This window comes from Treponema sp. OMZ 857 (assembly GCF_024181085.1).
Taxonomy (GTDB): Bacteria; Spirochaetota; Spirochaetia; order Treponematales; family Treponemataceae; genus Treponema.
Genome location: NZ_CP051147.1, coordinates 1,616,767 through 1,630,331 on the forward strand (window position 1 = coordinate 1,616,767; position 13,565 = coordinate 1,630,331).

The 13,565-nt window shown below is 41.7% G+C and carries 14 protein-coding genes; 10 read left to right on the forward strand and 4 right to left on the reverse strand.

Features of this window, described 5'->3' with window-relative positions; all coding sequences use genetic code 11:
• The first annotated feature begins 244 nt into the window (after nt 1-244).
• The 3 genes from E4N66_RS07290 (at nt 245) to E4N66_RS07300 (ending at nt 3,339) form a co-directional block, all read left to right on the forward strand.
• Nucleotides 245-844, forward strand: a complete 600-nt coding sequence (locus tag E4N66_RS07290; protein WP_044016617.1) for a DbpA RNA binding domain-containing protein — start codon at nt 245-247, stop codon at nt 842-844.
• Nucleotides 845-1,402: an LPS export ABC transporter periplasmic protein LptC gene (lptC, locus tag E4N66_RS07295; RefSeq protein WP_253674353.1), complete on the forward strand. Its 558-nt coding sequence runs from the start codon at nt 845-847 to the stop codon at nt 1,400-1,402.
• Between the two features lie 206 nt (nt 1,403-1,608).
• A complete protein-coding gene (locus tag E4N66_RS07300) occupies nt 1,609-3,339 on the forward strand; it encodes a YifB family Mg chelatase-like AAA ATPase (RefSeq protein WP_253727480.1) in 1,731 nt (576 codons plus the stop codon).
• Nucleotides 3,340-3,352: 13 nt separating this feature from the next.
• Here the strand turns inward: E4N66_RS07300 and pbpC are convergent, their stop codons facing one another.
• Complete coding sequence (pbpC, locus tag E4N66_RS07305; protein ID WP_253727481.1) at nt 3,353-5,674, reverse strand: penicillin-binding protein 1C; 2,322 nt, start codon at nt 5,672-5,674, stop codon at nt 3,353-3,355.
• Between the two features lie 187 nt (nt 5,675-5,861).
• On the opposite strand from pbpC, the gene E4N66_RS07310 reads away from it, so the two are divergent.
• Entirely contained in the window at nt 5,862-7,073 is a 1,212-nt protein-coding gene (locus E4N66_RS07310) for an ATP-binding protein (protein ID WP_253727482.1), read from the forward strand.
• 158 nt (nt 7,074-7,231) lie between these two features.
• Here E4N66_RS07310 and E4N66_RS07315 read toward each other — a convergent pair whose 3' ends face one another.
• On the reverse strand, nt 7,232-7,738 hold the full coding sequence (locus E4N66_RS07315; protein ID WP_253727483.1) for a hypothetical protein: 507 nt from the start codon (nt 7,736-7,738) through the stop codon (nt 7,232-7,234).
• Nucleotides 7,739-7,955: 217 nt separating this feature from the next.
• Between E4N66_RS07315 and E4N66_RS07320 the strand changes: the two genes are divergently transcribed.
• Nucleotides 7,956-8,621, forward strand: a complete 666-nt coding sequence (locus E4N66_RS07320) for a DUF4272 domain-containing protein (RefSeq protein WP_253727484.1) — start codon at nt 7,956-7,958, stop codon at nt 8,619-8,621.
• 186 nt (nt 8,622-8,807) lie between these two features.
• Here the strand turns inward: E4N66_RS07320 and E4N66_RS07325 are convergent, their stop codons facing one another.
• Both E4N66_RS07325 and E4N66_RS07330 read right to left on the reverse strand, forming a co-directional pair.
• Nucleotides 8,808-9,122 carry a TfoX/Sxy family protein gene (locus E4N66_RS07325; RefSeq protein ID WP_253727485.1) on the reverse strand — a complete coding sequence of 105 codons (315 nt, stop codon included), beginning with the start codon at nt 9,120-9,122 and terminating at the stop codon, nt 8,808-8,810.
• Between the two features lie 61 nt (nt 9,123-9,183).
• The gene (locus E4N66_RS07330; RefSeq protein WP_253727486.1) at nt 9,184-9,387 is read right to left on the reverse strand and encodes a hypothetical protein; all 204 of its coding nucleotides are present in this window, start codon (nt 9,385-9,387) and stop codon (nt 9,184-9,186) included.
• A 532-nt stretch (nt 9,388-9,919) separates the two neighbouring features.
• Between E4N66_RS07330 and E4N66_RS07335 the strand changes: the two genes are divergently transcribed.
• The 5 genes from E4N66_RS07335 to E4N66_RS07355 all read left to right on the forward strand — a co-directional run bounded on the left by E4N66_RS07335 (nt 9,920) and on the right by E4N66_RS07355 (nt 13,514).
• Nucleotides 9,920-10,375 (forward strand): DUF2004 domain-containing protein, encoded by a 456-nt coding sequence (locus E4N66_RS07335; protein ID WP_253727487.1) that lies wholly within the window; start codon nt 9,920-9,922, stop codon nt 10,373-10,375.
• A 140-nt stretch (nt 10,376-10,515) separates the two neighbouring features.
• On the forward strand, nt 10,516-11,310 hold the full coding sequence (locus tag E4N66_RS07340) for a hypothetical protein (RefSeq protein WP_253727488.1): 795 nt from the start codon (nt 10,516-10,518) through the stop codon (nt 11,308-11,310).
• A 22-nt stretch (nt 11,311-11,332) separates the two neighbouring features.
• Nucleotides 11,333-12,826, forward strand: a complete 1,494-nt coding sequence (locus E4N66_RS07345) for a gliding motility protein (protein WP_253727489.1) — start codon at nt 11,333-11,335, stop codon at nt 12,824-12,826.
• A gap of 9 nt (nt 12,827-12,835) precedes the next feature.
• Nucleotides 12,836-13,012, forward strand: coding sequence for a hypothetical protein (locus E4N66_RS07350; RefSeq protein ID WP_253727490.1), 177 nt, complete (start codon nt 12,836-12,838; stop codon nt 13,010-13,012).
• 1 nt (nt 13,013) lies between these two features.
• Nucleotides 13,014-13,514: a hypothetical protein gene (locus tag E4N66_RS07355; protein ID WP_253727491.1), complete on the forward strand. Its 501-nt coding sequence runs from the start codon at nt 13,014-13,016 to the stop codon at nt 13,512-13,514.
• Nucleotides 13,515-13,565 lie beyond the last annotated feature (51 nt).

Sequence of the window (13,565 nt, forward strand, 5' to 3'; positions counted from 1 at the left end):
GGCAGATGGCGAAAAGTAACCACTTTTCAGATATTCCCATCGGACATATCACGGTAAAATGCATGGAGAAATGAATGAACATATCGTTTTATATTAAAAACAAAAATTAAACCTACCCTTGAGTAAATTATCTATCTATGGCAGTATTGTCGCATTCCAGTGTCGGCTAATCCGGCGCACGATGAATGATTTTCAGTTATGTTATGCTCCGATGAGGCGGAGCTAAGTTGAAGAGGAGAATATTGTGGTAAAACAGACACCCGCATTAAATGAAGAACAAATCACCGCATTTCTTAAAGAAGTAGTAGAAACCGTTAAGACGGAAGAAGATCCCGATGTTCTTAACGCTTATCGTAAGATTTTTAGAAAGAACGTACCCTTTACACTGCGTTCTTACATTGCCGCCTATCTAATCAAAGAATTTGAAGGTTCATCCTTCCCCCGCTCGAAACCGTATAGCCGGCGTCCGAATCCCCGCTTCGGCGATCGTTCACGGGGATATGTTTCCGACCGCCCGCCGGTAGAACGCCCGATGCTCGATCCGTCTGAATCGGTAAGTATCTTTATGAGCATCGGTAGAAGCCGCCGTGTGTTTCCCCGTGATATTATTACGCTGCTCATCCAAAATGCGGATATAAGCCGCGAACGAATCGGCGATATCCGTATTCTCGACAATTACTCATTCGTGCAGGTTATGAATGAAGATGCGGATAAGATAATCGAGAAGCTCAATGATTTTCCGTACCGCGGTAAAAATATTTCCGTAAGCTATTCCCGTAAACCGGAAGCGGAAGAGATCATTACCGAAACCGTTATCGAAACAACCGGAAGCGATGCGGAATAAATGAAGCTGTGGCCTGTCCTTATTATCTTTATCTACACAGCGTGCTCGTTTAATTATCAGGAACTGCCTGAACAAACGGCGCCTCAACCTGATATGATATTTACAAACGTTACATTAAAACGATACGAGAATGCGATCGTCGATTTAAGCGTGTATGCGCAAGAGCTCGAAATGTATGATGAGGAAAAAATTTGGGCGGGCAAGCATATCAGTTTTGTCCAGTATGATAACAAAACACAAAAAGAGTCTATGAAGGGGCAAACCGGTATTTTATACATCGATGAAAAAGCTGAAGAGTACTCGCTTGGCGAAACGGTATCCTTTCAGCTGATTGAAGATGATTTTTCTATCCGAAGCCCCGCCCTTATATGGAAAAAAAAAGAAAACCTCTTATCGGCGCCTGCTGATGAAACGGTAACGATTACTCAAAAAGAGGAAGTTACCGTCGAAGGCAAAAGCTTTGTCGCAAATACCGCTGCAAAAGAATTTGCCTTTAACGAAGGCACTACAGGAACCATCTTGATAAAAGAAAAAGTACATACACAGGTGTCCGATTGATATGGAGTATCCTGTCTTAAAGATTTATTTCCATCGTTTTTAATCCCCACAATACTAAAACAGTACATTTTTTCTTAACATTTTCATAAAAACAGCAATTTTTTCCTCAAATCTTTAGCCGAATTGCTGCTTATGCCCTATATATCCTTTAAGAAACTGCAACCATCGTGTTTTTTATGAGACGGTCGCAGGATGAGGAGCTGAGCATGACTATTATGAGTTTTGCCTCCTTCGGCTATGAAGGGGAGATTATCAAGGTTGAAGCGGATTTGCGGCGCGGACTGCCGATTATCGATATTGTCGGACTGCCGGGTTCCGCAGTGAAGGAGGCGCGGGAACGGATGCGCGCTGCTATCGGTAATTCTGATTTGCCTTTCCCGCAAGAACGGATACTGATTAATTTAAGCCCTGCCGACCAGAAAAAAGAAGGCAGCGGGTTTGACCTACCGATTGCCCTTGCCGTATTGCAGGCAGAGTGTGCGCTCGATATGCCGGTTATGGTCATCGGAGAGCTGGAACTATCGGGGAGGGTACGGCCGGTTCGGGGTGTATTAGGAGCTTTGATTTCGGGATCTGCCGCCGGAATCGAGTACTTTATCGTACCGAAAGAAAATGAAGCGGAAGCCCGTATCCAGCAAGGCGTACGCATATTCGGTGTTGAAACGTTGCGGGAAGCTTTGGAATGCCTCTATGCGATTGAAGCGGAGCTGCGTGTGGAAAACAATAGCGAATCAAACGGCGGCGACAAAAACAGCGGCGCACCGGCACGGGAAGCTATCGGACACACAGGCAACTCGATTTCCACAGCCGCTTCATGGTCGGAACCGAGTCAAGCGGATGCCGCGGCAAATACGGGTACGGGCGGCTTTTTTGAGGAGGTGTACGGGCAAGGCGAGCTGATACGGGCATTGCATATTGCGGCGGCAGGCGGGCACAGCGTGCTCGCCTACGGGCCGCCCGGCTGCGGTAAAACGCTTTCAATGCAGCGCTTTGCCAGCTTACTACCCGACCTAGACCCGAAAACAGCGGAAGAAGTTACCCATATCTATAGCATCGCAGGTCTTTTACCGAGTATGCGCGGTCATGATGTGCGGATTAAACGCCCGCCGTTTAGAATGCCGCATCCGAATGCCAGCCTTGAAGGAATGATCGGAGGCGCGGGAAAGTGTATGCCCGGCGAAATCTCCCTTGCGCACGGCGGAACCCTTTTTTTGGACGAAGCCGTACAATTTAAACAAACGGTACTGCAAACGCTCCGTGCGCCGCTGGAGACGGGAACCGTCACTTTGAGCCGTGCCGGCAGGGCAACTACCTTCCCTGCCCGCTTCCAGCTGCTTATGGCGCTCAACTCATGCCCATGCGGAAATCTCGGCGCAGACGGTAAGGTATGCACGTGTATGCCCGCCGTGGTTGAACAATACTGGAAAAAACTGACAGCACCGTTGATTGACCGCATCGACTTGCGGATTCCGGTGTTTCCGACTCAAGCATACGGGCTGCCGGAAAAGCCGTGTTACAATACCGCCGATATGCGCAAAAAAATCGCGGCTTCGGATAACATACAAAGAGAACGGTATGCCGCATATATGCGTAAAGGATTAAGCGGCGGAGCGGCGGCGGGAACACCTGTACACAACAAGACGGTAGACTCCAACCTCGCCGGTACTGCGCAATCGGCAGCACAGCTATCCTACAAAAACGTACATCTAACTCCGTCAGCCCTGTCGGCATTGTGTCCGCTGACCGGCGAGGCGGAGCGTATTTTTACCCATAATGCCGAAAAAAGAGAACTTTCGGGAAGGGGCAGCCATGCCACTTTAAAGATTGCACGTACCATTGCCGACCTCGCACAGGAAGAAGTCATTGCGGCACCGCACATCGAAGAAGCAATCCGTCTCCGCGAATGGAGCTCCTTTTTACCGTTTTTTATGCACTGAAAGGGTGATGAACTTATCCCGCGTCGAGGATTTCGAAGGTGCGGACACGGCGGGCGCCGAGCGAATCGGTTACGGTAAGAACATGGGTACCGATCTTAGGCCGAACGGTCATTGTGTGCGTTCCCTGCGTACTGCCGAGATATACGCCATCGATATCCCAATAGATAACCGTGCCGATATCACGCGCAGCAGCCTGCATAATCATGGCGCCCGCACTGCCGTCGATTTCTATCGGAATAACGATACGCGCCCCTTGCTCGGGAAATAAAATTGCCAACTGCGAAGGATGAGCGCCTTGGTGCCCCGCAACGAAGGGCGGCAGTTTTTTATACGTCGCTGCAAACCGGGTATAATAATACTCTACTGCCGGCGGCAATACAAAGCGGTTTTGAATGAGCGGAAACCGGCCTTCGTATACCCCCGTCATGTCCGACATATCAGCCTGAAATCTTCCGTCTGGGGTAAACGATACGGCGGTGCAATACGGGCAAAGCGTACCCTGCGGCGCTTGAGCGGGACGAAAACCCTTTACGATACGGCTGCAGTACCGTCCCGCCATATATCCGGAATCGGCACAGAAAGTTTCTTCCTTTACATTCTCGGATGGTGCCGCAGGCCAATGGGCTGCGGGAAGGGAAGCAAAAATTTCAAACAACACCGGCGCTGCCGTGCGGATACTTTGGAGGTCTTGCCTCCCCTGTCCTTCCGCATTGCCGAACCACACACCGACCGTATATGCTTCTGTGGTTCCGATTGCCCAGCCGTCGCGGTTTCCGTTGCTGGTACCGGTTTTCCATGCGATTCTTTTGGAACCGGCAAAAACGCGCCAGAGCGATTCATCATCGGGACGCACCCCCTCGGCCAAGGCCTTGAGCGTCAACCATGCAGCGCCAGCTGATACGGGAAAGACGTGTTCACCGGAGTACCCGCTCCGGCCGCATGCAGCGTTCATAAGCTGTGCATAGGCATATACCGCTTCGTAGAGCGTAATCTCACCGCCGCCGAGGATGAGCGGCAGGCCGTATTCGTCGGCCGACCGCGTAAAGGTGGTAAAACCGCACCGCTTCAGATAGTCGAGGAAATGACTGATCCCATATTCACGAAGCATTCTAACGGCGGGGATATTTAACGAGCGTGAAAGCGCTTCGGAAGCAGGAACTGCCCCGCGGTAGAGCGGCACATTGTTATCGGGTTTATAGCTGCCGATACGGGTCGGAATATCAATGACGAGTTGATCCGGCAATAACCGGCCGCTGTCCAGCATCGCCGCATAAAGGAACGGCTTTAACAAGCTGCCGGAACTTCTCCGCGCCTGCACAATATCTACTGCCGATGTAGTTCCATTCCGGCCGTCAAGCCCCGTGTTGCCGCAGTATGCGAGCACTTTTCCGGTAGCGGTTTCGATAATCAGCGCTGCAGCATTATCGATCCCTTTTCTGGAAAGTTCACGCGAATGCCGTTCCAGAATCCGGTAGAGATTTTTTTGCAGACCGGAATCCAAATCAGTGTAAAACCGCGCCGCTGACTGGTTCGTTTTCTTTAACAATTCCAAATAATGAGGGGCGCCTGAAGGCAGCGGGTACGGCTTTGCCGGCAGCGGTTCCGCAAGCGAAAGCTCCAGCGTTTGTGCATCGATACGCCCTCTCGCATAAAGCTCTTGCAGCAATGTATTACGCTTTTTGAGCAAAACAGCTCTGTTTGCTCCCGGATGCACCAGCGAAGGTTGATTCGGCAGTACGGCAAGCGTTGCCGCCTCCGCCCATGTCAGCGAAGCCGGCGAACGGTTAAAATATCGCCAAGAAGCAGCCTCAATGCCGATGACATTTCCCCCGAACGGCGCATGAGCGGCATACAGCGATAAGATTTTCGCCTTTCCCAACCGGATTTCCGCCATAACCGCGAGGAAAGATTCCCGACACTTTTGTCCGAATGTACGCGGCTTATTCCCTGCAAGCAGCCGCATGGTTTGCATCGTAAGCGTCGAGGCTCCCGAAACAATCCGTCCCGCCCGTATATTGGACACAACCGCACGCACTATGGCAATCGGATCAACACCGAGATGATAATAAAAACGTTTATCCTCAAAAACAATAACCGCTTGAGCAAATTTATCGGGAACCTCGCCGGGTGAAAAACGCCACTGACCGTCCGAAGCAACCGATGCACCGAGCAGGACACCCGTTTTATCATAAAGCGCATACGAATAGGGCACATTTTTCGGCACAATTTTCAATGGAAATAAAAAAAGTGCGGCATACGTAAAAAAGAGTACCGTCAAAAATTTACCATATCGTATTTTTGTTTTATCCGGTAAAGCCGATATTCTGCCGTTCATACCTTATTTTATCTTTTTTCATGATCCTTTTTAAGAGGTCTTTAGCGATGCCTTCAATGTCGTGAGAAGACTATTTCGACTGTAATCGAAATAGCATGAAGTTACTATAATTTATCGATTATAGTCGAAAATTATATTGATTTTATTAAATAGTTCGACTATAATCGAAATTAATAGAGGTGGTTTTGTGAGTCAGATTATCAGACCTAAATATATACAACAGATTGCGCAATTTGTAGACAAGCCGGTTATTAAAGTATTAACCGGTATGAGAAGAGTCGGAAAATCAACACTTTTAATGATGATAAAAGACGAAATTCTAAAAAATATACCCGCTGAAAACAAACTCTATCTCAATTTTGAATCGGCAGATTTTTTTGATATAACGACTGCAAAGGCTTTGCATGCCTATTTACAGCCGCGCATACAAAACATACATACCAAAATCTATTTTTTCTTTGACGAAATACAAATGGTGACAGGCTGGGAAAAGGTTATCAACAGCCTCAGCGTGGATAAAAACTGTGATATTTATATAACCGGTTCAAATTCAACGCTTATTTCGGGAGACCTTGCTACCCTGCTTTCGGGGCGATATACGGCATTTGAAATTTATCCGTTTACCTTCGACGAATTCACACAAGCGTTTAAAGATACGCAGCTTTCAAATGAAGCGCTATTCGATACATATGTGCAGATTGGCGGAATGCCTTTTTTACGGTATTTTAATTTGGAGGAAACTCCGTGTTTTAAATATTTAAGCGATGTGTATAACACCGTATTGGTCAAAGACGTATTACAGTACAATAACATTCGAGATGTCGATATTTTTAATCGTATCTTATCGTATGTGCTCGAAAATATCGGGCATACTTTTTCGGCGAACAGCATCAAAAACTATTTTAAAAATGAGAAAAGGACTGTTTCAATCGATACCGTTTTAAATTATTTGGAATATTGCCGAAACGCATTTATCATTAAAAAAGTACCCCGCTATGATATGGCAGGTAAAAAGATCCTGAAAGTAGACGAAAAATATTATGTAACCGATCACGGCTTCCGGCAAGCACAAGGATTTTCCAATACAAAAGATATAGAAAGAACACTGGAAAACATTGTATTTGTAGAACTGGCCTCAAGAGGATACGAAGTAAAAATCGGAAAACTAAAAGACAGAGAAATCGATTTTATCGCACAAAAGAATAATCAGCTCTCTTATTATCAAGTTGCTTATATGTTAAGCGATGAACAAACACGGGAACGGGAATTCGGAATATATAAAACGATTACAGACAATTTCCCCAAATACGTGCTATCATTAGATCGTTTTGATTTCAGCAGAGACGGCATTATCCACAAAAATATTATCGATTTTTTGTTAGAAAGTACCATGCCGTAGTGATATGACGATTATAAACCGATAAAGAAAATATTGTCAAGAAATTCTTTTTGTTTGCCAAAAAGAACGTTAGTTACCCCAATAATCCGTTCATCGTAATCCTACTCCAGGGCGGATTATCCCTTATCGACCGATTATATAAGGCTGTATACGGCTTTTTACTTTTTGTAAGCTGAGAGTTCCTGCATTGCAACATCCAAAGAAAGTCGCCTTCTTCTCTTTTCTTTTGTTTCCTTTATAGAGCCAACCAAAACAACTCTGTGTCTCGGTATTTTTAATACGTAAGTTTTATACCAATAAGGTTGTGGTTTGGGAATCTTAATATTTACCGCTCCCCTTTTGATGAGGAATTCTTTATTTTTCCAATATAAAACGGCATGATCTTCATATAGTTCAAGCTGTGCTTCTTCCTCCTTGCTGCTCCAACATTTTGCAGCAATCCATGCCGGCAGCGACATAGTAATAGGAATTAAACCGAATATCATATAAACAGCATGCATGGGATGTTCTCTGAAATAGAGTGGTCCATCTTCCGGTCCTTTCTCAATACCGGAGAACACAAGAAATGCATAAAAAGTCAAAAGCCCGACTGTTACTCCGAATAACACCATAATATACAGTACACCGGGTGAATATTTATTGCATTGAAATGTTATCCTTCTCATAATGTACAGCTCCTTTTGCAACGCTTTATTCCGTATACATTATCCGCTTTTCAGTGATAAAATTCATTTGAATAAAACTGCATCATATTTCGGTCTGTTTATCAAGTCAAATGTGCTAAGCTAATATTATACCATGTTGAAGGAGCTTTTCCAGCAGTTATCAATGAGTTCAGTTTTTGATATAATGGCAACGTAAGCAAAAAACAGGAGAACTATTATGTATATAAGACCTGAAGATCGTCGTGAAAAATCGAATGCAAAAATAAAGGGGATGGGCATTGCCTGTATGGAAGCGCTGCCCTTGGTGGAATCATCAAAAGAGGCAAAGCTTAAAAGCCTTGAAGAAATCTGCGACAGAGCCATCGCATGTCTTTTATCAATTCAATTGGCCGAAGACATTCATAATGAGCAAGGGTATGAAGAATCGAAGGAACTGTTTTTACGTTTGCTTGAAAACTACGAAGTATCAGACTGCCTTTTGGAAAAAGAAAAACGACTTTTTGACGGAACATACAGCGAACAGGATGTCATCGATGTCTGTTGGACTTATGAAGCTTATTGGTCGCTTGTGTGGGCTTTGGGCTTGGTCGAGGATATTTCGTATCCGAATGACATCTGTGATGTGGAGAGAGCGATAAAACTGGTCGGCGACACCGATGGGAAAGCTGCGTTTAAAGCACAGTGCAGGCTCCGCGGGATAGAAGAAATACTGGATATGCTCGATCTTCACTACCGTTACCATTGGGCAACGGAAGAAAAGCGACTCCGTCCGGAAACGGAAATTAAAGATTTGAATCCCGATGTTTTGATGGAGCGAAGACGCGGACTTGAATGGCTTATTTCCGAAGAATCCGATTGGTTCGATATTTCGATGGATACGTAGGCGGAAGCTGCTACTGCACTTTTACCTTTGCCTCTTTCTGTCCTTTCTTCTTGATTTTGAGCAATAAAAAAACAGCAAACCGATTTGATTTACTGTTTCGTAAGTTGATAAGGTATAGTTTTTATTTAATTATTTCATTTCGACAAACTGTAATTTTTATCTCTAAAAAACTGGAATTTGTCTTTCTTATCTGGCTTTCGCGGGTTTCTTTTCCGGAAGTTCAGCATACATACCATCCAGAAGTTCCAGAATTAGAGCTTTATCATCAAAACTATCAAATACATGCATCAGGGTCTTTGAACCTTCATACGGATAACGCAGTTCGGAATCTGCGAGCAGCCTGTCCGATGTCGGCGTTCTCTTTAAAAACAATTCATTATTGCAAATGTCCCCTATCAGCTTACCGTTAAAATATACAAGGTATCCGCCCATCATAGATTTTATGACAATATCGCCGGATTCAGAAAAACTATCGCGAACATATTCATTAAATTCATTCACCTTGATTGTCCTCATCAAATTCTAATTTGTTTCACTCAATATTGGTATTATTATATCATTTTTAAACCATTTTTTCTATATTGACTTTCTGCGGCACTTGACAATTCCCTATAAAGTTAAAGTAAACATCAACTTGTTGTTTTCTATCTTTGCCTTTTCTTGGAGCACTGAATTTTCCTCTCAAGCCACGTTTTTGCGCAAGTCTTTCCAACTTTTCTTTTATGCGGGAGATGGAATGAATGACCATTGCCCTGCCTTTATCCAAACGATTTCGTAGCTCGTGCTTTCATTGCCGCTAGCCCAGATAACAAATTCATCTTTCCCTCGTACAAAATGATTTTTTGCATTGATGGGAGCATATTGATATGCACCGTTGTTTTAACATAAAGCATGTAATAGTCCAGTCAGAAATTTTATCTAATTTTACCTGCATAATTTTTCTCTCTTACAATAAAGTTTACCGCTATCTTTTGTTTGTATTATTATAAAATAAGTCAGTTGAGTGGACTGTATCTTATAATCCGAAGTTTTCCCAGTTCTTAACTGAGATTCAATAAATTGATTGGGAACGTTAGTTAGAAGAGAAGATAATACAAAAGATTTTTTATTATTGCGGCTTCAAAATCAAATATACATCACCATTTTTATCCAGAAAAAATATATTCGATGACAAACCCCTCGAATTCTTTTGCAAAATAATCATCGTATATAATATAGTATCTATCAATATATATGTCCACAGACAAAAGTCTCATTTTTTAGTATACTTATAGAAAGTTTTTATAGGAGGTGAAACTATGAAAAAAATGGAACATCAATACTTCGGTCAGTTGAATCTTGCGACAACAGATGATGTAGAAGTAATTTGGGAAAAAGAGATTCAAGGGATAGACACATGGCTTTGGCTCGCTAAAAATGTAGAAATGTCTACCGGCATACTCGACCTTTATGCTCAGTTTCTTGAGAACATAGACGATAAAATAAAAGAAGCAAGAAAAGCACTTGTAGCATATTTAAACGATGACAGTTACTATATCGACTTTCATATTGAAGAATGCGGACTGGAAGATTTGCCGAGTGATATTATCGAGTTTGTAAGTAAGATGAAGATAACGAATGTAGGCTTATGGATTGACAGTGAAAAGCCGCACATCACAATGGATTTTATGATTGCACCTGATGAAAGCGATGAAATACTCTGCGTAAAATTCGGGGAAGATGCAAAGATCATAGCCATTGATTGGGAAAGTTAGCGATTGGAAATGTTACAATTCTTCTATTCAAACGAGGACTTTGGCGATAAACTGATAGATTACATTAAGAATAATCCCGAGAAATTTGTCTTCATCGGCACTTACAAAACAGATGAGGATTAGAGAGAAAGCAACAAACTGTGATTTATGTTAAATTCTATAGCAAAACTAAAGATTGTTTTTTAGAGAGCATCAACAGAAAACCAAGTGCCGAGATTAAAAAAATAATAAGCTGCGAAGCTGACATTATCTATCAGTCGCCTCATACAAATAAGATTATTTGGGCTGCAAAACGGCTGGACGAAAATTGTGTACGCATAATGGTATTCGATAAAGCTGCAAACAAAATTGCTTCTATAAAAATGGAAGATGCATTAAGCGATTCAGATATAGCTTTTACAAGTTTAAATGAAGACAATCGCATAGTAGTATCCTTTGCAGCAGGACAAGACGGTTCTCAAGATTATTGCATAGAATTAAACAATAATGAGCTGAAAATAATATATAAGTTTCCGGAGAATTTATCTTATATGTTTAGCTTCGGTAAATATGCTTTGCTTGCTGATTTTTACAGTTCGGTTTTTTTTAAAATTTTTTCCTCGGATTTTACACCGATTGCTGAAAAGACATATTCTTTGTTCAAAGAAGATTCATTATCCAATGTACAGAAAATCAATGATAGGTTCGGAATATTTTGTACCACTGAAGGGAAGTGCTATGTATTTGATTTATCCGCACTTGAATTAATTGATGAACTTATTATTGATTGTAAAATAGATGATTTAGAAAAAAATTGGACTGTGAATGCATTATTTCAAACAAGGGATGAGATGATATTCCAATATCGCAATTATAAAAATGGGAAAGAAAGCATTGAATGGATCAGCGTAGATAAATTATATTTGGATAAATTTATCAAAGAACGGAAACTGTGATATAATTAAAAAAGGATAAATTATGAAAGCTAAAACCGGCGATGTATACTGTGTGTATAATTCATATTTAAAAAAATATACTGCGTGCCAAATAACCAAGATAGAGGAAGGTGAGAAAAGACCGAAAGCAGTGCTGCTCTGGTTAGATTGGTCGGGTGAACAGCCTCTCAAAGAGGAAGAATTACCTTTACTAAAGCCGCTTTATCAGGACTTTATGTACTGGAAACGTGGTCTGCATCTTTGTAATGTTGATGTCATGGTGCCTGCGAACCATATGTTAATCGGTAACATGCAGCCATTAACCGATGAAAGCACAAATACCTATGCAATGTCTTGGGGAAACGGATACGAAGTATATCGTCAACTTAAATGGCAGGAAATTCCTAAAGAGCAAAGAGATGCGTTTAAAAAAGCGGAGAGCAGTAAGGAAAAAATTATATTTGCCGGAAAAGAAATGGCGGTTTCCAGACATCGCATACATGATGATGTTCCTTTTGAAAATGTGCTGGAATTAAAAGCCTTTCCATGCTTATCCTATTTGGCATGTAAAAAATGGCATACCGGTTTATATGAATATTTACAATCATGTCCGTTTTTAGATGAGCTGGTACTTGAAAATCATCAGCAAAAAAGATTGGATTTTTCCAATACGCATTTACATAAGCTTTCCATTGATATGAACGGTGTGGAAGACCTTTATCTGAATAACGAATTGGAAGAACTTATTCTGTTAGGTGAAGTAACAAATAACTGTAAAATACATGCTGTTGAAAACGGAGCTTTATTACTTTTAACAGCAACTGAAATAGTGCCTAAAATACAGGGGCTAAAAGACTTGGGCAAACTGCATTGCTCAGAGATTACAGAACTTGATGTAGCCGATATTTTAAAAGCATATCCGATGCTGAAGGAATTGCGGCTATGGGGCAAACCCGGTATTCTTTCTAACCTTTCTATGCTATCCCGGTTTACAAAACTGGAGGGCTTTACTACGGTTGATTTATTCGGTTTTTCTGCCGAAGACATTCCGGAGCCGGAACATTTACCTAACTTACATTGGTTTTGGATGAGCAGCCTGCCGGAAAATGCAGCCAAAAAAGCTAAACAGCTTTATAAAAAGAGAAAAGAAGACGGGCTTGATCTTTGGATACAAAAGCCGCGAAAACCGGAATGGTTGGCGCAGAACCTTGATAATCCGTTCCGCTCATGGGACGGACAAGAAAATATTTCTGCAGCCAATGCCAAAAAAGCAGCCGATTTATATAAAAAAACAAGAGCCGAAATCCTCAAATTGGAACAAAGCTCGCCGATCGAAGCTACTCAGACTGCCGAAGCTTTGGTGAGGGCATACACTGAAACCTTTAATAAGATGGACAAACGCAAATATTTTATTGAAACAGTAGAAAGAGAGGATATCTATTGTGCTCTTACAGACCTTTTAGATTTAATACCGCCTTCTCTATCTATCAATAAAGAAAAACTCTTGGAAATTTTTGATACGACACGGGATTTTTAGGATTAAAAGATGTTTCCGAATTATTTGGACGGCGCAACTGTTTTAACGATTACTCACTTAGCCGAGGATTCTGAAAATGAATTTGTAAAAAAGATATTCGCAATGATAAATAAAGACTTCGAGAATCTTTCTTCCAAAGAACAGGAAGTGTTCACAGTAAATTTTCCGCATATCTTTAGAAATTAATATGAATAAAATTGTAACTACAACAGTAATAGTAATTTTTACTCTTTTATTTTTTACAGCCGATATAGTGTTAATCACAAGATTTTTCATACTGATAAAGCAAAGAAGATATAATGATTCGGCTCCTCTTTGGGGCAGACTTCCCGATTTATTTCCGAAAATTGAAAATAAACATCTTAAAACTTTTTTGAACTACATCATGCTAAATATTGCGGTGTATATCATCGGGTACTATCTCCCAAAGACAGGGGTTTTTACCGGAACTCTTATCTTTTCTTTTGATATTGTTATCGAGAGCTATAGATTTTTAGTATCGTTTATAATAACGAATTTGTTTTTAGCTATTAGTCAGCTTACAAGAAAAATAAAAATTTTTCAACAAAATACAATTTCGGCTAAACTATACTACATTGAACTTATCATCATTCCCATTATTGTTATTTTTTCTCTTTATTTTTTTGACAGCGTTTTTGATAATCTTGCAAGGAAGGTAACAATATAAAAGAATAGTACACTTACAAAATTGCTAAAAGATGGTAGAATAAATATATGG

Bases quoted from the DNA above. Each gene is read 5' to 3' on its own strand.
- lptC (WP_253674353.1), top strand. From the start codon at position 845: ATGAAGCTGTGGCCTGTCCTTATTATCTTTATCTACACAGCGTGCTCG.
- E4N66_RS07300 (WP_253727480.1), top strand. From the start codon at position 1,609: ATGACTATTATGAGTTTTGCCTCCTTCGGCTATGAAGGGGAGATTATC.
- pbpC (WP_253727481.1), bottom strand. From the start codon at position 5,674: ATGAACGGCAGAATATCGGCTTTACCGGATAAAACAAAAATACGATAT.
- E4N66_RS07315 (WP_253727483.1), bottom strand. From the start codon at position 7,738: ATGAGAAGGATAACATTTCAATGCAATAAATATTCACCCGGTGTACTG.
- E4N66_RS07320 (WP_253727484.1), top strand. From the start codon at position 7,956: ATGTATATAAGACCTGAAGATCGTCGTGAAAAATCGAATGCAAAAATA.
- E4N66_RS07335 (WP_253727487.1), top strand. From the start codon at position 9,920: ATGAAAAAAATGGAACATCAATACTTCGGTCAGTTGAATCTTGCGACA.
- E4N66_RS07345 (WP_253727489.1), top strand. From the start codon at position 11,333: ATGAAAGCTAAAACCGGCGATGTATACTGTGTGTATAATTCATATTTA.
- E4N66_RS07350 (WP_253727490.1), top strand. From the start codon at position 12,836: ATGTTTCCGAATTATTTGGACGGCGCAACTGTTTTAACGATTACTCAC.
- E4N66_RS07355 (WP_253727491.1), top strand. From the start codon at position 13,014: ATGAATAAAATTGTAACTACAACAGTAATAGTAATTTTTACTCTTTTA.